General features: G+C 72.7%; 18 protein-coding genes. 13 read left to right on the top strand and 5 right to left on the bottom strand.

Going from position 1 to position 20,126, the window contains the following annotated elements:
• The first annotated feature begins 371 nt into the window (after positions 1-371).
• The 5 genes from ACLJOU_RS21730 to proB all read left to right on the top strand — a co-directional run bounded on the left by ACLJOU_RS21730 (position 372) and on the right by proB (position 6,834).
• Positions 372-3,356, top strand: coding sequence for a translation initiation factor IF-2 N-terminal domain-containing protein (locus tag ACLJOU_RS21730; RefSeq protein ID WP_410569486.1), 2,985 nt, complete (start codon positions 372-374; stop codon positions 3,354-3,356).
• A gap of 165 nt (positions 3,357-3,521) precedes the next feature.
• Positions 3,522-3,836: a 50S ribosomal protein L21 gene (rplU, locus tag ACLJOU_RS21725; RefSeq protein ID WP_003067132.1), complete on the top strand. Its 315-nt coding sequence runs from the start codon at positions 3,522-3,524 to the stop codon at positions 3,834-3,836.
• 40 nt (positions 3,837-3,876) lie between these two features.
• Complete coding sequence (gene rpmA, locus ACLJOU_RS21720; RefSeq protein ID WP_086846674.1) at positions 3,877-4,134, top strand: 50S ribosomal protein L27; 258 nt, start codon at positions 3,877-3,879, stop codon at positions 4,132-4,134.
• Positions 4,135-4,255: 121 nt separating this feature from the next.
• Positions 4,256-5,728 (top strand): GTPase ObgE, encoded by a 1,473-nt coding sequence (gene obgE / locus ACLJOU_RS21715; RefSeq protein WP_410569485.1) that lies wholly within the window; start codon positions 4,256-4,258, stop codon positions 5,726-5,728.
• Complete coding sequence (gene proB, locus ACLJOU_RS21710; RefSeq protein ID WP_410569484.1) at positions 5,725-6,834, top strand: glutamate 5-kinase; 1,110 nt, start codon at positions 5,725-5,727, stop codon at positions 6,832-6,834. Before obgE ends, proB begins: the two co-directional genes overlap by 4 nt.
• Positions 6,835-7,088: 254 nt before the next feature.
• Here the strand turns inward: proB and ACLJOU_RS21705 are convergent, their stop codons facing one another.
• A complete protein-coding gene (locus ACLJOU_RS21705) occupies positions 7,089-7,802 on the bottom strand; it encodes an SDR family oxidoreductase (protein WP_410569483.1) in 714 nt (237 codons plus the stop codon).
• A 59-nt stretch (positions 7,803-7,861) separates the two neighbouring features.
• Here ACLJOU_RS21705 and ACLJOU_RS21700 point away from each other — a divergent pair, with 59 nt between their 5' ends.
• The gene (locus ACLJOU_RS21700; RefSeq protein ID WP_410569482.1) at positions 7,862-8,461 is read left to right on the top strand and encodes a TetR/AcrR family transcriptional regulator; all 600 of its coding nucleotides are present in this window, start codon (positions 7,862-7,864) and stop codon (positions 8,459-8,461) included.
• On the opposite strand, the gene ACLJOU_RS21695 is transcribed toward ACLJOU_RS21700, so the two are convergent.
• The 4 genes from ACLJOU_RS21695 to ACLJOU_RS21680 form a co-directional block, all read right to left on the bottom strand.
• Positions 8,431-8,715, bottom strand: coding sequence for a putative quinol monooxygenase (locus tag ACLJOU_RS21695; protein WP_410569481.1), 285 nt, complete (start codon positions 8,713-8,715; stop codon positions 8,431-8,433). The two genes, ACLJOU_RS21700 and ACLJOU_RS21695, sit on opposite strands and share 31 nt — an antisense overlap.
• Complete coding sequence (locus ACLJOU_RS21690) at positions 8,712-9,098, bottom strand: PPOX class F420-dependent oxidoreductase (protein WP_410569480.1); 387 nt, start codon at positions 9,096-9,098, stop codon at positions 8,712-8,714. Before ACLJOU_RS21690 ends, ACLJOU_RS21695 begins: the two co-directional genes overlap by 4 nt.
• A 12-nt stretch (positions 9,099-9,110) precedes the next feature.
• Entirely contained in the window at positions 9,111-10,832 is a 1,722-nt protein-coding gene (gene argS / locus ACLJOU_RS21685; protein ID WP_410569479.1) for an arginine--tRNA ligase, read from the bottom strand.
• A gap of 142 nt (positions 10,833-10,974) precedes the next feature.
• Positions 10,975-13,086, bottom strand: coding sequence for a RecQ family ATP-dependent DNA helicase (locus tag ACLJOU_RS21680; protein WP_410569478.1), 2,112 nt, complete (start codon positions 13,084-13,086; stop codon positions 10,975-10,977).
• 196 nt (positions 13,087-13,282) lie between these two features.
• Between ACLJOU_RS21680 and nadD the strand changes: the two genes are divergently transcribed.
• From nadD to ACLJOU_RS21645, 7 genes are all read left to right on the top strand, one after another.
• Positions 13,283-13,852 (top strand): nicotinate-nucleotide adenylyltransferase, encoded by a 570-nt coding sequence (gene nadD / locus ACLJOU_RS21675; protein WP_233223333.1) that lies wholly within the window; start codon positions 13,283-13,285, stop codon positions 13,850-13,852.
• A gap of 60 nt (positions 13,853-13,912) precedes the next feature.
• Complete coding sequence (rsfS, locus tag ACLJOU_RS21670) at positions 13,913-14,308, top strand: ribosome silencing factor (protein ID WP_410569477.1); 396 nt, start codon at positions 13,913-13,915, stop codon at positions 14,306-14,308.
• Positions 14,305-14,919, top strand: coding sequence for a histidine phosphatase family protein (locus tag ACLJOU_RS21665; RefSeq protein ID WP_410569476.1), 615 nt, complete (start codon positions 14,305-14,307; stop codon positions 14,917-14,919). Before rsfS ends, ACLJOU_RS21665 begins: the two co-directional genes overlap by 4 nt.
• A gap of 3 nt (positions 14,920-14,922) precedes the next feature.
• The gene (gene octT, locus ACLJOU_RS21660) at positions 14,923-15,651 is read left to right on the top strand and encodes a diglucosylglycerate octanoyltransferase (protein ID WP_410569475.1); all 729 of its coding nucleotides are present in this window, start codon (positions 14,923-14,925) and stop codon (positions 15,649-15,651) included.
• A gap of 4 nt (positions 15,652-15,655) precedes the next feature.
• Positions 15,656-16,513, top strand: coding sequence for a DegV family protein (locus ACLJOU_RS21655; protein WP_410569474.1), 858 nt, complete (start codon positions 15,656-15,658; stop codon positions 16,511-16,513).
• A 140-nt stretch (positions 16,514-16,653) separates the two neighbouring features.
• Complete coding sequence (locus ACLJOU_RS21650; protein WP_410569473.1) at positions 16,654-17,370, top strand: helix-hairpin-helix domain-containing protein; 717 nt, start codon at positions 16,654-16,656, stop codon at positions 17,368-17,370.
• 342 nt (positions 17,371-17,712) lie between these two features.
• On the top strand, positions 17,713-20,085 hold the full coding sequence (locus ACLJOU_RS21645) for a ComEC/Rec2 family competence protein (protein WP_410569472.1): 2,373 nt from the start codon (positions 17,713-17,715) through the stop codon (positions 20,083-20,085).
• Positions 20,086-20,126: the final 41 nt, after the last annotated feature.

Below are 20,126 nucleotides of genomic sequence, written 5' to 3'. Positions count from 1 at the left end.
CCGGAGTGGTCACCCGGTGTGGGATACTCGGGGTGGCCGCTGGGCCGCGGGGCGCACGTGAGAGGTGCTGCCTGCGGCGTTGTGGCCCGGTGATGTGCGTGGACTCCCGCGGCGCGTCGCCGCCCGCGAACCGGGCGGCTGGACGACGTGGCGGGCGGCCCGGGGGCCTCGAGTGCCTTGCGCACGCCGCCGAGCAGACCTTTGACCGGGTTGCGCCCCACCGGAAGCGGTGGTGCGGCGCCCGGTTGCCGGGCAAGGATTCCCGCCGCTGGTGACCACCACGGCGGAACGAACAGAAGAAAGGGGCCCCTGCGCGGCCGCGTCCCTGCCGGTGCGAACCGGCAGACGCGCCCGGGGGCGGAAGGTGCCACATGTCGAACGCGGAAACACCCGCCGAGCACACCGGCGGGAATCCCGCCACACCCACGAGCGGCCCGCTGGCCGACCTGCCCGCCCGGATCCGGGTGCACGCGCTGGCCAAGCTGCTCGAGTCGCACAGCCGGGACATCCTCGCGAAGCTCGCGGAGCTGGGCGAAAGCGTGCGCAGCGCGCAGTCGAGCGTGACCAGGGAAGTGGCGCTCAAGGTCGCCGAGGCCTTCGCACCGGGCGAAGCCGCAGAGCCGGCCGCCGAGCCGGAGCCGGCGCCCCAGCCCGCCGAGACCCGCCCGCCGGTGCCCGAGGTGCCGGTCGCCGAGGCGGAGAAGCCGCGGCCGCGCCAGAAGACCCGCGCCCACCTGCCGGTGTTCGCCGCGCCGTCGCCGGTCTTCCTGCCGCCGGAGCCGGCCGAGCCCGCGGTCAAGCCGGCCCGCAAGCCCGCCGACCCGTTCGCGGAGCCGCCGTCGCGGCCCGAGCCGAAAGCCGTCGAGGAAGCCGAGGAAGAGGCCGAGGACACCGTCCCGGGTCTCGACTCCGGCGTCGACGAAGACGGCGAGGACGCCGGCAGCCGCCGTCGCCGCCGCCGGGGCCGTCGCGGCCGTGGCCGTGGCAAGGGTGCCGAGGGCGGCGACGAGACCGCCGAAACCGAGGACGACCAGGCCGAGGAACCCTTGCCACGCCGCAAGGGCCGCAACGGCGGCGAAAAGCCCGAAGCGGACACCGAAGAAGCCGAGGACGCCGCTGAGTCGTCTGAGTCCGAGTCGTCTGAGTCCGAGTCGTCTTCGGAGTCCGAAAGTGACGCCGACGAGGGCGAAGGCGGCAGCCGCCGTCGTCGCCGCCGTCGCCGCCGCAAGGGCTCGGACGGCGAAGACGCCGAGACGACCGACGACCCGCCCAACACGGTCACGCACGTCCGGCAGGCGAAGGCCGAGCAGCCCGAGCGCCCGGCGCGCGACGAGGTGCGCAGCGTCCGCGGGTCGACCCGCCTGGAGGCCAAGCGCCAGCGCCGCCGTGACGGCCGCGAGGCGGGCCGCCGCCGCGCCCCGATCCTGTCCGAGGCCGAGTTCCTGGCCCGGCGCGAGTCGGTCGAGCGCACGATGGTCGTCGCCGAGCACGGCGACTCCACCCAGATCGCGGTGCTCGAGGACGGCGTCCTCGTGGAGCACTTCGTGACGCAGTCGGGCTCCGGCTCGATCGTCGGCAACGTCTACCTCGGCCGCGTCCAGAACGTGCTGCCGAGCATGGAGGCCGCGTTCATCGACATCGGCCGCGGCCGCAACGCCGTGCTCTACGCCGGCGAGGTGGACTGGGACGCCGCCGGCCTCGAGGGCAAGGCCCGCAAGATCGAGCAGGCGCTGTCCACCGGCGACTCCGTGCTGGTCCAGGTCACGAAGGACCCGGTCGGGCACAAGGGCGCCCGGCTGACCACGCAGATCTCGCTGCCCGGCCGCTTCCTGGTGTACGTCCCCGCGGGCGGCGCCACCGGCATCTCGCGCAAGCTGCCCGAGAACGAGCGCCGGCGGCTCAAGGACATCCTCAAGCGGATCGTCCCGGAGGACGCGGGCGTCATCATCCGCACCGCCTCCGAGGGCATCGGCGAGGAGGAGCTGGGCCGCGACGTCGACCGCCTGAAGGCGCAGTGGGACGTCATCAAGGAGAAGGCCGCCGCCGGTTCCGGCAAGAAGGGCGGCGCCCCGACCATGCTCTACGAAGAGCCCGACCTGCTGGTCAAGGTCGTGCGCGACCTCTTCACCGAGGACTTCACCAAGCTGGAGGTCCAGGGCAACCGGTCCTGGGAGACCATCAACGGCTACGTCAGCCACGTCGCGCCGGAGCTGACCGACCGGCTCAAGCGCTACACCGGCACCGGCGACGCGTTCGCCGACCACCGGATCGACGAGCAGATCACCAAGGCGCTCGACCGGAAGGTCTGGCTGCCCAGCGGCGGTTACCTCGTCATCGACCGCACCGAGGCGATGACGGTCATCGACGTCAACACCGGCAAGTTCACCGGTTCGGGTGGCAACCTCGAGGAGACGGTGACCCGCAACAACCTGGAGTCGGCGGAGGAGATCGTCCGCCAGCTCCGGCTGCGGGACATCGGCGGCATCATCGTCATCGACTTCATCGACATGGTGCTCGAGTCCAACCGCGAGCTGGTGCTGCGCCGCCTCACCGAGTGCCTCGGCCGCGACCGCACGCGCCACCAGGTCGCCGAGGTGACCTCGCTCGGCCTGGTGCAGATGACCCGCAAGAAGATCGGCACCGGCCTGCTGGAGGCGTTCTCCACGCCGTGCGAGCACTGCAAGGGCCGGGGCGTGGTCGTCTCGACCGAGGTGCAGCGCACGGCCGGTAACTCGGCGCAGTCGCACGGTGGGAACGGCAACGGCGGCAACAGCGGTGGCAACAGCGGTGGCAACAGCGGTGGCAACAGCGGCGGCGGGGAGAAGAGTTCCCGCCGGTCGCGCGGCCGCGGCCGGGGTGACGAAGCCGCCAAGGTGGAAACCGAGAGCGCCGCCAAGGCCGAGGTGCACGCGGTCCCGCCGCCCGAGAAGCGCGAGTCGATCGCGTCGGCGGTGGCGGCGATGGCGAACGCCTCGAAGGCCGCCAAGGAGCACGACCACGGCGCGCTGAACGGCAACGGGCCCGCTCCGGAGCCGGCCAGGGAGGTCGCGGGCGTTCCGGCGACCACGGAAGCGGACGAGATGCCGGTGACGGCCGAGGCGCCCGCCGAGCCCGCCCAGGAGGTCGCCGGTACCCCGGTGACCACCGAGGCCGACGCGGTGCCGGTGCCGCAGGACGACGAGGAGCCCGAGGTCGAGCGCTCTTCGGCGCCGGAGCCGGCGGAAGAGCCGGTCACGGTCGCCGACCCCGGGGTCAGCGTGCCCGAACCGGCCGGCCGCTCCACCCGGCGCCGTCCGCGCCGGGCGGCGTCGCGGCCGGCGGGCCCGCCGGTGCACGCCTCCGACCAGAGCCAGTGAACGACTAGGGGGACCCCGGTGGTAACGCACCGGGGCCCCCCACGTAACCTGTAGTACGGCCTGCCACCAGAGCAGGTCGCCTGCGCGAGTCCAGGACCGCCGTTCCCCAAGGTGGGCCGGTCGCGCGGAGCCCCCACCCATTGTCGAGTAATGCAGGAGACTTCCGTGTCGGCGTACGCGATCGTCAAGACCGGCGGCAAGCAGTACAAGGTGGCCGTCGGCGACGTCGTCGAGGTCGAGAAGCTCGAGGGCGAGCCGGGCACCGAGCACATCCTCCCCGCCGTTTTGTACGTCGACGGTGGCGATGTCACCACGGACGCGGACGCGCTGGCGAAGGTCTCGGTCACCGGCAAGGTCGTCGAGCAGACCAAGGGTCCGAAGATCCGGATCCACAAGTTCAAGAACAAGACGGGCTACCACAAGCGCCAGGGTCACCGGCAGAAGCTGACCCGCGTCGAGGTCACCGCCATCTCCCTGTAAGGGCTTCTCCGGATCTTCGTTTCAGAAAGAGGATTGAGCTATGGCTCACAAGAAGGGTGCGTCCAGCTCCCGCAACGGTCGTGACTCGAACGCGCAGCGCCTCGGCGTCAAGCGCTTCGGCGGCCAGGAAGTCAACGCGGGCGAGATCCTGATCCGTCAGCGCGGCACCAAGTTCCACCCCGGCGTGAACGTCGGCCGTGGCGGCGACGACACGCTGTTCGCGCTGGCCGCCGGTGCGGTCCAGTTCGGCGAGAAGCGTGGCCGCAAGACGGTCAACATCGTGCCGTCGGAAGCCTGAGTCTCGGCTTCTGTCTAGACCTCTGACGAGGGGTGGGGCCGGAATATCCGGTGCCACCCCTCGTTTGTTTTGCCCTCGTTTGTTTTGTCAGTACCTTTCCGCGAGTGAAGTGAGGCAAGTCATGGCGTCCCGGTTCGTGGACCGCGCGGTCATCCACCTGACCGCCGGTGACGGGGGCAACGGCTGTGCCTCGGTGCACCGCGAGAAGTTCAAGCCGCTCGGCGGCCCCGACGGCGGCAACGGCGGCAACGGCGGTGACGTCCTGCTGGTCGTCGACCCGAACGTCCACACGCTGCTCGACTTCCACTTCCGCCCGCACGCCAAGGCCGGCAACGGCAAGATGGGCCAGGGCAGCAACCGCGCCGGCGCGGCGGGGGAGACGCTGGTGATGAAGGTGCCGTCCGGCACCGTCGTGTTCACCGAAGACGGCGAGATGGTCGCCGACCTCATCGGCCCCGGCACCACGTTCGTCGCCGCCCAGGGCGGCCGCGGCGGGCTCGGCAACGCCGCGCTCGCGTCGAAGGCCCGCAAGGCCCCCGGGTTCGCCCTGCTGGGCGAGCCGGGCGAGGCCCGCAGCCTGACGCTCGAGCTGCGGTCGGTCGCCGACGTCGGCCTGCTCGGGTTCCCGTCCGCCGGGAAGTCGTCGCTGATCTCGGTGCTCTCCGCGGCCAAGCCGAAGATCGCCGACTACCCGTTCACCACGCTGGTGCCGAACCTCGGCGTGATCACCGGTGGTGACACCGTGTTCACCATGGCTGACGTGCCGGGCCTCATCCCCGGCGCGTCCGAGGGCAAGGGCCTTGGCCTGGACTTCCTCCGCCACATCGAGCGCTGCGCGGTGCTGGTGCACGTCGTCGACTGCGCGACACTGGAGCCCGGCCGGGACCCGGTGTCCGATGTGGACGCGCTGGAGGCGGAGCTCGCCAAGTACACGCCGAGTCTCGGCGGCAAGCTCGAAGAACGTCCGCGCGTGGTCGTCCTGAACAAGATCGACGTCCCGGAGGCGGCCGAGCTCGCCGAGTTCGTCCGCCCCGACTTCGAGGCCCGCGGCCTGCAGGTCTTCGAGGTTTCGACGGCGTCGCGCAAGGGGTTGCGGGAGCTGACGTTCGCGCTGGCCGCCATCGTCGAGAAGTACCGCGAGGCGCAGCCGGTGCTGGAGCCGGAGAAGATCGTCCTGCGGCCGCTGGCCGTCGACGACTCCGGGTTCACCGTCGAGGTCGACCCCGAGGAGGAGGGCGCGTTCATCATCCGCGGCGCGCGCCCGGAGCGGTGGATCCGCCAGACCGACTTCGCCAACGACGAGGCCGTCGGCTACCTCGCCGACCGGCTCAACCGCCTCGGCGTCGAAGAGGAGCTGGCCAAGCTCGGCGCGAGGCCGGGCAGCCCGGTCACGATCGGCGACGTCCAGTTCGAGTGGGAGCCCTCGACGCCCTCGGTGGCGGTGCACCTGTCCGGGCGCGGCACCGACGTCCGGCTGGAGCGCACCGACCGGGTCGGCGCGGCCGAGCGCAAGGAGGCCCGCCGGATCCGGCGGGCGGGCTCCGGCGACGACTTCGAGGACGAGCTCGAGGACGACTTGGACATCGAGGAGTGAGCGGCACCCGGGAAGCCATCGCCGCCGCGCGGCGGCTGGTCGTCAAGGTCGGGTCGTCGGCGCTGACCACCGCGGGCAGCGGGCTGGACGCGGCCCGGCTGGACGCGCTGGTCGACGCGATCGCCGAGCGCGTCGCCCGGGAGACCCAGATCGTCCTGGTGTCCTCGGGCGCGATCGGGGCCGGGCTCGCCCCGCTCTCGCTGGGCAAGCGCCCGCGTGACCTGGCGACGCAGCAGGCGGCGGCGAGCGTCGGGCAGCTCGCGCTCGCGCACGCGTACGCCGAGTCCTTCGGGCGGTACTCGCTGACGGTCGGGCAGGTGCTGCTCACCTCCGACGACGTCGTCCGCCGTTCCCACTACCGCAATGCGCAGCGCACGTTTTCGCGGCTGCTGGCGCTCGGCGCGGTCCCGGTGGTGAACGAGAACGACACGGTGGCGACCGAGGAAATCCGCTTCGGCGACAACGACCGCCTGGCGGCACTGGTGGCGCACCTGATCGGCGCCGACGCGCTGGTCCTGCTGTCCGATGTGGACGGCCTGTACGACGGAGACCCCCGCGGCGGCGCGACCCGCAAGCTGACGGAAGTCCTGTCGGAGTCCGATGTGGACGGGATCTCGGTCGGCATGTCCAGCTCCGGCCTGGGCACGGGCGGCATGGTGTCCAAGCTCGCGGCGGCCCGCACGGCAGCGGGCGCCGGCATCCCGGTGCTGCTGGCGGCGGCCTCGGAGGCTTCGGCGGCGCTGACCTCGGCGTCCCCGGGCACGGCGTTCGCCCCGGCGGACACGCGCCTGTCGGCCCGCCGGTTCTGGCTGGGCTACGCGGCGGACACGACCGGCAAGCTCCGCCTCGACGACGGCGCGGTGACGGCGGTGGTCCGCCGTCGCCGATCGCTGCTGGCGGCGGGCATCACGGGCGTGGACGGCGAGTTCCAGGCCGGCGACGTGGTCGACCTGGTGGACGCCAAGGACCGCCCGGTGGCCCGCGGAGTGGTCGCCTTCGACGCGACGGAACTCCCGGACCTGATCGGCCGCTCGACCCCCGACCTCCCGGCGGAGCACCGCCGCGAGGTCGTCCACGCCGACGACCTGGTCCCCCTCCGCCGCTGACCCACCCGTGATCAGCCGGGCATCACCCGTGCGCCAAGAGGCATCACCGTGTCGTCCCTCCAATCACGAGTGTCGTCCCTCCAATCACGCGAGATGGCCTCCCAATCACGCGAGATGTCCCTCCAATCACGCGAGATGGCCTCCCAATCACGTGTGATGCCCCTTCAATCACACGAGATTCGTCCCCAAGCACGCGAGATCCGCTCTCGATCACGCGAGATCCGGTTCTGATCACGCTGGAGGCCCGGCCGGGTTCAGCCCAGCGAGACCAACCGGGCTCCGCCGTCGGCCTCCAGGACCGTGCCCGTCAGGTTCGGGTTCGTCGCCGCCAGCGTCACCACCTCCGCCACGTCGTCCGCCGTCGCGATGCGGCGGGCCGGGATCGAAGCCGCCGTCTGCGCGAAGAACCCCTCCCGCACCTCCGCCGGGAAGCCGCTCCACCACGCCGTGTCGACGACGCCCGGCGATACCGCGTTCACCCGTCTCGGCGCCAGCTCGACCGCCAACGGCTTGACGAGCGCTTCGATCGCCGCGTTCAGCGCGCCGATGCCGGCCGTGCCGGCCATCGCCGCCCGGGCCGTGATCGCGCTGAGCAGGGTGATCGACCCGTCCGCGGCCAAGTGCGGCAGGACGGCCTGGATCGTCGCGAGGTGCGCCCAGAACTTCGCGTCGAACGCCCGCCGCAGCATCGCCAGGTCCAGCGAATCGATCGGCCCCATCCCTTCGGCGCCGGACAGGCTCACCACCAGCACGTCCACCGTCCCGAGCGAGCCGGCCAGCGCGGCCATCGCCGTGGTGTCGCCGCCGTCGGCCTGGTGCCCGGTCAGTTCCGGATCGCTCGAAGCGACGTCGTCCAGGCGCTCCTTGCCGCGCCCGGTGACGTGCACGTCGTATCCCCGCCGCTGCAGCTGCCGCGCGGTCGCCAGGCCGATGCCGGAGGTGCCGCCGGCCACGAGAGCGATGCTCATCTTGTCCCCATTTCGAACCGGTACGTCTCGTTTCGAATTCGACGCTACCATCGGAACCCATGAGCGACCAGTCCCGTCCCGGCCGCAAGCGCAGCGAACAGAGCCGGCTGGCGATCCTCGCCGCGACGCTCGACCTGGTCGGCGAGGCCGGCTACGGCGCACTGACCATCGAAGGCATCGCCGCGCGCTCGGGCGTCGGCAAGCAGACGATCTACCGCTGGTGGCCGTCGAAGGCCGACGTCCTGCTCGACGCGCTCGCGACGAAGGCGGATTTGCAGATCCCCGTCCCCGACACGGGGTCGTTCCGCGCCGACCTGGCGGACTTCCTCGCCGGCACCTTCGAGCTGGGCGGGAAGTCGCCGGTCGCGGACACCCTCCGGGCGCTGATGGCCCAGGCGCAGATCGACCCGGAGTTCGGCAACCGCTTCCGCGAGGAGTTCCTCTTCCGCCGCCGCGAGGCGCTCGGCGCGCTCGTCGACCGCGCCCGGGAGCGCGGCGAACTCCCGGCCGGCGTGCTGCCCGGCACGGTGATCGACGTCGTGTTCGGGACGCTCTGGTACCGGCTGCTGGCCACACGCGAACCGGTCGACCGCGGCCTGGCGGACGAATTGGTGACGCTACTGGCGGATCACGGCGCTTCGACCGCCGATATCCGGTAGCGCGCCACCGCCGCGTCGACGATTTGCGCCGCCTGCTCGTCCGACGGCCCGGAGCCACGGAAACGCGCCAGGTCTTCGTCGGACTCCCAGCGCTCGTAAACGGTGATCCGCCCGGGGTCCAGCAGGTCGGCACCCAGCGCGTACTCGAGACACCCCGGTGCCTCGCGCGCGAGCCGCACCGCTTCGGCACAGCTGTCGAGGTAGGCGTCACGAGCCTCGGGGGCGACCTCGAGCCAACCGGCGACGATGATCACGACGCGATCCGATCCGCCTCGATCGTGAGCAGCAGCCTCGTCTGGTCACGCCCGCCCCACCACGGGTACGGGCCGCCGAGGTAACGCTGCGCCAGTTTTTCGATGTGCTCGACCGCGCCGTCCTGCGTGGCGGCGACGACCCGTCCGCGGACCGCGTAGTAGCGCGACGGCCGGTCGCGGTCGGCGACGTTGAGCGCCACCCGCGGGTCACGCTCGATGTTGCGCTGCTTCTGGTGGCCCACCACGGTGTTGACGAGGATGTGCGTGCCGTCGGTGTCCACCCAGGTCTGGGTGAGCTGCGGCGAGCCGTCCGGCATCACCGTCGACAGGAAGCAGAGGCTGGGCTCGCGCAGCAGCGCGAGCAGGTCGCCGGGCAGTTCCACAGTGGTCTCCCGCTAGAGCCGGTCGGGCGCTTCGATGCCGAGCAGGGAAAGCCCGAGCGCGAGCGCGGTCGACGTCAGCGTAGTCAACTTCAGCCGCGAGGCTTGCAGCTCCGGCGAAGGCGCCTTCAAAACCGGACATTCCTCGAAGAACCGCGAGAAAGCCACCGCGGTCTCGTACAGGTACGTACAGAGCTTGTGCGGCGCGTAGGCACTGGTCGCCGCCTTCAGTGCATCGCCGAAGCCAAGCAGCTTCAGCGCCAACGCCCGTTCCGCCGGCGCTTCGAGCCGGATTTCGGTGCCGCCGGGGAGACCGCCCGCCTTCCGGAGGATCGACTGCGTCCGCGCGTACGCGTATTGCAGGTACACCGAGGTGTTGCCCTCCTTGGCCAGCATCCGGTCCCAGGCGAAGATGTAGTCGCGCTCGCGGTCGCCGGACAGGTCCGCGTACTTGACCGCGCCGATGCCGACCGCCCGCGCGACCTCGGCCTGCCCGGCCGGGTCGAGCTCACTGCGTTCGGCGACGACCGCCGCGGCCTGCGTCACGGCTTCGGTCAGCAGGTCGGCCAGCTTGACGGTCTCGCCGGCCCGGGTCCGCATGGCCTTGCCGTCCGCGCCCAGTACCGTGCCGAAGCCGATGTGCTCGGCGTGCCCGGTCAGCCAGCCCGCCGCGCGGCAGGTGGCGAACAGCATCGCGAAGTGCTGCGCCTGTGGCGTCCCGACGACGTAGAGCAGGTCGGTCGCGCCGCGCTCGGCCGTCCAGTACCGGACCGTCGCCAGGTCGGTGGCCGCGTACCCGTACCCGCCGTCGCGCTTGCGGACGATCAGCGGCAGCCGGTCGCCTTCGCGGTTGCGGAAGCCTTCGGGGAACACGCAGATCGCGCCGTCGCTGACTTCGGTCAGCCCGGCTTTCTCGAGGTCGTCGACGACCGCGGCGAGGTACGGGTTGTAGAAGCTCTCGCCGTAGATGTCCGTGCCGGTCAGGGAAATCCCGAGGAGCGCGTAGACCTCGTCGAAGTGTCGTGTCGACTCGTCGACGAGCTCCTGCCAGACGGCCAGGGTGTCCTCGTCGCCGCTCTGCAGCTTGACGACGCGCGTGCGCGCCCGCGTCGCGAACGCTTCGTCGCTGTCGAACTTCCGGCGGGCGTCGCGGTAGAAGGCGTCGAGGTCGGCGATCGCGCGCTGCCCGGCGGGGACGTCGAGGAGGTGCTCGATGAGCATGCCGAACGGCGTGCCCCAGTCGCCGAGGTGGTTGTGCGGCAGCACTTCGTGCCCGGCGAACCGGAGCAGGCGGGCGAGCGCGTCACCGATCACGGACGAGCGCAGGTGTCCGACGTGCATTTCCTTGGCCACGTTCGGGCTGCTGTAGTCGAGGGCGATCCGCCGGGGCTCGGTGGTGGCCGGTACGCCGAGACGCGGATCGCCGAGCAGTGCGCCGACGCGCGCTTCGAGCCATCCCTTGCGCAGCACGAAATTCAGGAAGCCGGGCCCGGCGACTTCCGGCGGATCGGCGATCCCGTCGAGTTCGAGCGCCCCGGCGATGCGCCCGGCGACCTCGCGCGGCGGCCGGCCGAGCCGCTTGCCCAGGCTCATCGCGAGGTTGGCCTGGTAGTCGACGCCGTCCCGCGGTGACGCCTGGACCAGCGCCTGCTCCGGCGTCAGTGCCACGTCCAGTGCCCGGCCGGCGGCGGTCACCACGCGGCGCGCCAGCTCCTCGGTAACGTCGGCGGTCTGCACGGTGTCCCTCCTTCGGCTCGGTCACGGCGAGCCCGGAGCGTAGCGATCGTGACCGGCCGATGACGAAGGGTTTACCGCGGTTCGCTTTCCTGCGGCTCGAGGAGCTCGACGCAGCCCAACAGCGCGCCGAGGCCGCCCCTTCTTACGCCGTGCTGGCCAACGCGAACGGCAGGACCGCGGGCGCCCCGGCCCGCCGCAGCAGCCGCGCGGCCAGGGTCATCGTCCAGCCGGTGTCGATGACGTCGTCCACCAGCAGCACCGGTCCGGACGGCAGGATCCCGGCCAGGTCCGCCGGCATGCTCAGGCGCCGCCACAGGTCGGCCAGCCGCTGCGCGCTGTTCGCCTGGCGGGGTGGCGGCCCGTCCGCGTCGAGCGCGCCGAGGAAGTCCAGCCTGCCGATCTCGGCCAGCCGCGTGGCCAGGCTGTACACCAGCTGCGGCCGCGTCGACGACGGCACCGCCACCACCGCCACCGGCCGCTGTGCCCACTGCCACCCGGCGAGCACCTGCACGCAGGCCTTGAACACCGAGTCCGGTACCTCGGCGTCCGCCGCCTGCGGGCCGACGAGCTCCCGCAGCCGGTTGCCCCAGCCGACGTCCGTGAGCCGCCCGAGCACCTGACCCGGCTCGGCCTGGTCCTCGGCCGAGATCCGGCCGGACACCGGAACGTCCAATGAGGACATCCCGGTGGGCCACTGCTTCCGCGGCGCCACCTCGACACCGGGCCGCTGCAGGCGTTCCCGGGTCGCGTCGACGACTTCGTCCGCCACCGTCGTGTCCCAGTACTGCCCGGTGCAGTTGTCGCACCGCCCGCACGGCGCCGCCTCGGGATCGTCGAGCTGACGCCGCAGGTACTCCATCCGGCAGCCCTCGGTGGCGAGGTAGCCGAGCATCGCCTCCTGCTCGCGATCCCGCGCCTCCGCCACCCGCCGGTACCGCCCGCGGTCGTACTGCCACTCCGCACCCGTGCTCGTCCAGCCGCCCTTCACGCGCCGGACCGCGCCGTCGACGTCCAGGACCTTGAGCACCATTTCCAGCCGGGACCGCGAAAGCTCCACCGACGGCTCGAGCGCCGCCGTCGACAGTGGACGGTCGGCGTACTCGAGGGTGTTCAGCACCTGCGTCACCCGCAGTTCGTCGGGGAAGGCCAGCGACCCGAAGTACGCCCAGATCGCCTTGTCCTCCTCGCCGGGCAGCAGCACGACCTCGGCGCGCTCCACCCCGCGCCCGGCGCGGCCGACCTGCTGGTAGTAGGCGATCGGCGACGACGGGGCACCGAGGTGGACGACGAACCCGAGGTCCGGCTTGTCGAACCCCATGCCCAGCGCGGACGTCGCGACCAGCGCCTTGACGCGGTTGCCGAGCAGGTCGTCCTCGGCCGCCTGCCGGTCCGCCGGGTCGGTCTTGCCGGTGTAGGCCGCCACCGGATAACCGCGGTCCTTCAGCAGCGACGCGACGTCGTGCGCCGCCGCCACGGTCAGGCAGTAGATGATCCCCGAACCGGGCAGCTCGGCCAGGTGCTCCGCGAGCCAGGCCAGCCGCGCCTGCGACGTCGGCAGCCGGCACACCGACAGCCGCAGGCTTTCCCGGTCGAGGCTGCCGCGCAGCACCAGCGTGTCCCCGCCGGTGCCGAGGCCCAGCTGCTCGGCGACGTCGGTGACCACGCGGTCGTTCGCGGTCGCCGTCGTCGCCAGCACCGGCACGCCTTCCGGAAGGTCACCCAGCAGGGTGCGCAGCCGCCGGTAGTCCGGCCGGAAGTCGTGGCCCCAGTCCGAAATGCAGTGCGCCTCGTCGACCACCAGCAGCCCGGTGCTCGCGGTCAGCTTCGGCAGCACGGTGTCGCGGAAGTCCGGGTTGTTCAGCCGCTCGGGGCTGACCAGCAGGACGTCCACTTCGCCGGCCGCGACCGACGCCTGGACCTGGTCCCACTCCTGCGGGTTCGCGGAGTTCATCGTCGCCGCGTGGATCCCGGCCCGCGCCGCCGCCGAGATCTGGTTGCGCATCAGCGCCAGCAGGGGCGAGACGATCACCGTCGGCCCGCTGCCCTGCTCCCGCAGCAACGCCGTGGCCAGGAAGTACACCGCCGACTTGCCCCACCCGGTGCGCTGCACGACCAGCGCCCGGCGCCGCTGCGCGACCAGGGCCTCGATGGCGGTCCACTGGTCTTCGCGCAGCCTCGCCGAATCGCCGGCCAGTGCCCGGAGGAGGGTCTCGGCGCGGTCGCGGAGGGCTGAGGTGGTGCTGGTCGTGTCCACGTCCCACGTCTACCCCATGGCACCGACAGATCGGGAATCGGCGGCGTCGCGAACGGACCGTTCGCGACGAATACGGGCCGTTATGTGACCTGAATCACAACCGATGCCCGGTCGAGCGAGGTGTCCCACAGGACCCGGCCGGCGGGCCGCGCGCTGTATAGGCTCTGCGGTCATGTCACCACGGCGGATCGGGGTCATGGGCGGCACCTTCGACCCCGTGCACCACGGCCACCTCGTCGCGGCCAGCGAGGTCCAGTCCCGGTTCGGGCTCGACGAAGTGATCTTCGTCCCCACCGGCCAGCCGTGGCAGAAGACCGGCCGCGAGGTCACCCGGGCCGAAGACCGCTACCTGATGACGGTGATCGCGACCGCGTCCAACCCGGTCTTCTCCGTCAGCCGCGTCGACATCGACCGCGGCGGCCAGACCTACACCGTCGACACCCTGCGCGACCTGCACGCCGAGTACCCCGAAGACGAGCTCTTCTTCATCACCGGCGCCGACGCGCTCGAGCAGATCCTGACCTGGCACAAGGCCGACGAGCTGTTCGACTTCGCGCACTTCATCGGGGTCACCCGGCCCGGCTACCGGCTCAACTCCCACCACCTGCCCAGCGGCAAGGTGAGCCTCGTCGAGGTCACCGCGATGGCCATTTCGTCCACCGGCTGCCGTGATCGGGTCGAGCGGGGGGAGCCGGTCTGGTACCTCGTTCCCGACGGCGTCGTCCGCTACATCGCCAAGAAAGACCTGTACCGGAAGAGCGACTGAACCGCTGTCGGTCCCGGCGGGTACCCTTCTCGGGCGAACCCGATCTGGAAAAGGAGCACCGTGGCAGCCACGTCCGAGGCTCGAGAGCTGGCCGTAGCGGCCGCCCACGCGGCGGCGGACAAGAAGGCCAGCGACGTCGTCGTGCTGGACGTGTCCGAACAGCTCGTCATCACCGACGCCTTCGTCATCGCCTCCGCGTCCAACGAGCGCCTGGTGGGCGCCATCGTCGACAACGTCGAGGAGAAACTGCGGGAGAGCGGCCACAAGCCGGTCCGCCGCGAAGGCGCCCGCGAGGGGCGCTGGGTACTGCTCGACTACGTCGACGTCGTCGTGCACGTCCAGCACGTCGAAGAGCGCACGTTCTACGGCCTCGAACGGCTCTGGAAGGACTGCCCCCGCATCGAGGTGGCGGGTCTCGAGGAGCCACCCGCCGACGAGGACCCGGACGTCTCGTGAGCCCCCGGCGGCTGGTGCTCTGGCGTCACGGCGAGACGGACTACAACGCCGCCGGGCGGATGCAGGGTCACCTCGACTCGGCGCTGACGCCGCGCGGCTGGAACCAGGCCCGGTTCGCGGTGCCCGCACTGGCCCGCTTCTCCCCGGACCTCGTCATCGCCTCCGACCTGCGCCGGGCCACCGACACCGCCACCGTGCTCACCGACGCGATCGGCGTCCCGCTGCGGATCGACAAGCGGCTGCGCGAGACGCACCTCGGCGAGTGGCAGGGCATGACCGGCGCCGAGGTCGACCAGGCCTACCCCGGTGAACGCGACCGCTGGCGCACCGACGCGACCTGGGCCCCGCCGGGTGGCGAGAGCCGCGTCGACGTCGCCGACCGCGCGGGCGAAGTCGTCACGGACCTGCAGCAGGCCAACTCCGCGGCGGGCGACACCGTGCTGCTGGCCGCGCACGGCGGGCTGATCACGGCGTTGACCGCGCGGCTGCTGGCCCTGCCGGTCGAGACCTGGCCCTCGCTGGGCGGGATCTCGAACTGCCACTGGGTCGAGCTGGGCCGGCGCGACGGCAAGTGGCGGCTGCAGGCCTACAACGCGGGGATGCACGGCTAGCCGATGGGGCCCCGCCTGCTGGTGTTCGGCGATTCGCTGAGCTTTCACGGTCCCGAGGGACCCTGCGCCGCGGACGAGCCGCGGCTGTGGCCGAACGTCGCGGCCGCCACGCTGGGTGGCACCGCCGACCTGGTCGCGGGCATCGGCTGGAACGCGCGGGACGCCTGGTGGTCGCTGACCGGCGACCCGCGTGTGTGGGCCGACCTGCACCACGTCGACGCGGTCGTGTTCGCGATCGGCAGCATGGACACCCTGCCCTCGCCGCTGCCGACCTACCTGCGCACCGGGCTGCGGTACCTGCGGCCCGACCCGGTGCGGCGCGTCGTGCGGAAGGCCTATCTCGCGGCGCAACCGCGGCTGGCCGTGGCGCTGCGCGGGCGGCCCGCGGTGCTGCCGGCCAAGCTCACCGTGCACTACCTCGACACGGCCGTGGGCGCGTTGCGCGTCCTGCGGCCCGAGCTGCCGATCTTCGGCTGGCTGCCGTCGGTCCACCGCGCCGCGGCCTACGGCGGCGTGCACACCGCGCGCCCGGCCGCGGCGGCGGCGATGGCGGCCTGGAGCACGCGAGCGGACGTTCCGTTGCTCGACCTCGAAGCCGTCGTGGGGGAGCACGTGCTCAGCGGCGCGGGCAATCCGGACGGCATGCACTGGGGCTGGCCGGGACACGCCGCGGTGGGGGCGGCGATGTCCGTGTTGATGGCTCCGGTGCTGGCCCCGGGCCCCGTAGGCTGAGGGCGTGTCGGTCGCCGTAGTCACGGATTCCACCGCCCACCTGCCGGAGGGCTTCGCCGAACGGCACGCGGTGCGGGTGGTCCCCCTGCACGTCCTGGTCGACGGCGTGGTTTCCCTCGACGGCGTCGAAACCGGACCGGCGGCGGTCGCGGAGGCGATGAAGCAGCGGAAGATCGTCACGACGTCGCGGCCGACCCCCACCGAATTCGTGAAGGAGTACGAAGCGGCCTTCGCCGAGGGCGCCGAAGAAATCGTGTCGGTGCACCTGTCGAGCGAGCTGTCGGGCACCTGGGAAGCGGCGGTGCTCGCGGCCCAGGAAGTGGGGCCGGACCGGGTGCGCGTCGTCGACTCCCGGACCACCGCGATGGGCCTCGGGTTCGCCGCTTTGCACGCTGCTTCGGCCGCTTCCGCGGGAGCTTCCGCCGAAGCCGTCGAGGCCGCGGCGGTGACGGCGGCCGGCTGCTCGTCGACGATGTTCGTCGTGGAAACCCTGGACCACCTGCGCCGCGGCGGCCGGATCGGGCCGGCGGCGGCGTTGCTGGGCACGGCGCTGGCGGTGAAGCCGGTGCTGCACATGTCCGACGGCCGGATCCTGCCGCTGGAGAAGGTCCGCACCATGAACCGGGCGATCGCGCGGCTGGTCGAGCTCGCGGCCCAGGCGGCGGCCGAGGACGACGTCGAGCTCGCCGTCCACCACCTCGCGTCGCCGGAACGGGCGGTCGAGCTGGCGAACCGGCTGGAGGAGGCGGTGCCGCGCTCGGCGGGCTGCGTGGTTTCCGAGCTGGGCGCGGTGATCGGGGCGCACACGGGCCCCGGGGTACTGGGCGTGGTCGTCCAGCGGACGGTCCCGTCCCGGAGCTGACCCACCAGTATGGCACCGGGGTACGACGGAAACGGCTGGTCCCGGGCCCGGCCCGCCAATCCATCCACAACACCCCGGTTGTCCACAGGTCGCGGCGCCACCCCTGTCGGACACTCCCCGTGGGCCCTAACGTCGATCGTGTGTTCGAGCAGACCGCCCGGAACCCGGGCTCACCCGTCAACGACCGGCTCGCGTGGCTGGCCGACCAGCTCTCGCCCGACGCGAGCACGGTCGGCCCCGGCGGCCGGCTGATCCGGCGCTGGCTGCCGGCCGGGCCGGCCGGTCCCGCCCGGCGCCGGTGGGCACTCGCCGGCGTCCTCGCCGCGGTCGTGATGATCCTCCTCGGCGCGGTCGCCCTGCTGGGCGGCGGCCGTCCGGCGCCCGAGCCGCCACCGGCGCTGCCCACGGCCAAACCGGCGGCCGAGGCGCGCGCGGCGCCCCAAGCGGGGCTCGTGGTCAGCGTGATCGGACGCGTCCGCTCGCCGGGCTTGATCACGGTGCCGCAGGGCGCCCGGGTGGCGGACGTGCTGCGCGCGGCCGGCGGTCCCGAGCCGGGAGCGGACCTGAGCACGCTGAACCTCGCCCGCAAGGTGACCGACGGCGAACAGCTCGCGGTCGGCATCCCGGCGGCGGCGCCCGACCCGGGCGCCCCGGCGGCCGGCGGAAAGGTCGACCTGAACACGGCGACCCCGGACCAGCTGGACACGTTGCCCGGGGTCGGCGAGGTGATGGCCAAGCGCATCGTCCAGTGGCGCACGGACCACGGCGGGTTCACCAAGGTCGAGCAGCTGAGGGACGTCGACGGGATCGGGGAGAGCAAGTTCGAGAAGCTGCGGGAGCAGGTGACGGTCGGATGAGCACGTTCCGCCTCGACCAGCGACTCCCCGGCCCGCCGACTCAGGGATACACCGGTCCATCCCGCTCCGCGCGAGTTCCGCCTCCAGTCACGCGAATGACGGATTCCGGACCGGCGCCATCCCGGAGGTTCGCGGCCACAGCCGAGGCGGCGACCAGCGCGGCCACCGCGCGCGTGTCGGGGGTGCAGTGTTCGAACGCGGCCACTCCCGCGGTGGCGGGCTTCAATCGCGTGGCGGTGACGATCGGATGAGCACCTTCGCGGAAAGAGCGGCCCGGCCCGAGACGGCGACCAGCGGGCGTATCCACGACCGCTGGCTAAGCCGGGTGGGGGTGCCGGCCTGATGAGCACTGTCCCTGTTCTCGACACCCGGCAGGACATGCGGCTGGTCCCGGCGGCCGCGGCGTGCTGGCTGGCGGCGTTGGCCGGCCTGCTGCTCGGCTGGTGGACCGCCGTCGCCGCCGGACTCGCCTCGGCGGTGCTCGCCGGGCTGGTGTTGTGGCGAGCCCGCGGCCGTCCCCGGGCGCGGGAGGCAGCCGCAGCCCTGCTGATCCTCGGCCTACTCGCCGCTGGTCCCATTGCCTGGCGGATCCGTGACGCCCAGCGCGACGAGCTTCGTGTCTCCGCCGAGCAAGGCCTCCCGGCGGTGCTGCGGGTCGTCGTCGCGGAACGCCCGAAGCCCGTGCGCAGCGCGGGGTACGCCGATCGCCAAGCCGGTGCCCGGTCGGTGGTCCTCGCGGCCGACGTGCGCACGGCGGCGGTCGACGGGCGGCCCGTCCCGACCTCCGGCCGGGTGCTGCTGCTGGCGCCGGTCGAGCAGTGGGCGTCGCTCCTGCCAGGCCAAGAAGTGGCCGCGGCGGGCCGGTTGATGCCCCCGCGCGGCTCGGACCTGACCGTGGCCGTCCTGTCGGTCCGCGGCCCGCCGGGCGAGCCCAGCCAGGCGCCGTGGTGGCAGCAGGCGGCGGCCGTGCTGCGCACCGGCCTGCACGACCTCTGCCAGGTCCTGCCGGAGGAGCCCGCCGGCCTGCTGCCGGGGCTGGTCCTGGGCGACACGAGCGCCTTGTCACCCCGCGTCGAGCAGGAGTTCGTCGCCGCGGGCCTCACGCACCTCACCGCGGTCAGCGGCGGCAACCTCGCGGTCGTCTGCGGGGCGGTGCTGCTGCTGTTGCGCCTGCTCCGGCTCGGTCCCCGGCTGTCGGCCGCGGCCGCCGGGGCGTGCCTGGCGGGGTTTCTCGTCCTGGTCGGCCCGGAGCCGAGCGTCCTGCGGGCCGGGGTCATGGCGGCCGTGGCGTTGCTGGCCTTGGCGCTGGGACGGCGGGGTTCGGCGCTGCCCGCGCTGGCCTTCGCGGTGTGCGTGCTGGTGGTCGCTGATCCGGCGATGGCCACGGAATTCGGCTTTGCGCTTTCGGTGTGCGCCACCGGCGGGCTGGTCCTGCTCGCACCCCGCTGGGCCGGTGCCCTGGTCCGCCGCGGCATCCCACCGGGGTTCGCGGAAGGGCTGGCGGTCCCGTTGGCGGCCTTCCTGGTGACGGCGCCGGTGCTCGCGGGCATGGCGGGTTCGGTGAGCCTGGTTTCGGTGCTGACCAACGTCCTCGCCGCACCCGTGGTGGCCCCGGCGACCGTGCTGGGCGTGCTGGCGACCGTCACCGGCCCGTGGTGGCCGGGCGCCGGGAACGTCCTGGTGCACCTGGCCGATCCGGAAGCGCGGTGGCTGATCACCGTGGCCCGGTACGGCGCCCGGGCGCCGGGCGCGGTCATCGCGTGGCCCGGTGGCTGGGTGGGCGGTCTGCTGGCCGCCGGCGTCCTCGTGGTGCTGGCGCTGGCGGTGCGGCACCGGCGGGTGCGGGTCCTGATGGCGCTGCTCGTCGTCGGCGGTCTGCTGGTGTTCGTGCCGGTCCGGGTGCTGGCGCCGGCGTGGCCGCCGCGGAACTGGGCGATGGTCGAGTGTGACGTCGGCCAGGGCGACGCGGTCGTGCTGGCGACCGCCGATCCCGGGCGGGCGGTCGTCGTGGACACCGGACCCGAGCCGGGGCCGGTCGACGAGTGCCTGCACCGGCTGGCGGTCGACCGGATCCCGCTGCTGGTGCTGAGCCACCTGCACGCCGACCACATCGGCGGCCTCGCCTCGGTCTTCGACGGCCGCGCGGTCGGCGCGATCGCCGTCGGCCCGGGACGGTCGCCGCCGTGGGCGTGGCGCCAGGTCGCTGCGGAAGCCGCCCGGCAGTCGGTGCCGCTGGTCGAGCTGAACCCGGGCGAGCGGCTGGACTGGCCCGGCCTGGCGCTCGACGTCCTCGGGCCGCGCTACGTCCCGGCCCGGGCGGCCGAGCAGCCGGACGGGACGACGATCAACAACAGTTCGGTGGTGCTGCGCGCGGAAACGCCCGCCGGCCGGATCCTGCTGACCGGCGACGTCGAACTGGCCGCGCAGTCGGACCTGCTGGCCGACGTCGGAGACCTGAGAGCGGAGGTGTTGAAGGTGCCCCACCACGGCAGCCGGTACTCGCTGCCGTCGTTCCTCGCGGCGGTGGCCCCACGGGTGGCCATGGTCAGCGTGGGTGCGGGAAACACGTACGGGCACCCGAGCAAGTCCACAATAGACACTCTGGCGGCGCTGGGCGCGCGGGTCACCCGCACCGACGTGGACGGCGACACCGCGGTGGTCGCCGGACCGGCGATAGTCCGCCGTGGCGAGCCCCGAGGTCCGCCGCGCCGCTGAGGGCCCGGGGCGGGCCGAGCGCCCGCCCCGGGCTGGGTCCC

The organism is Amycolatopsis sp. cmx-4-61 (assembly GCF_046548775.1).
GTDB lineage: Bacteria > Actinomycetota > Actinomycetes > Mycobacteriales > Pseudonocardiaceae > Amycolatopsis.
This window is presented reverse-complemented; position numbering and strand designations above follow the sequence as displayed.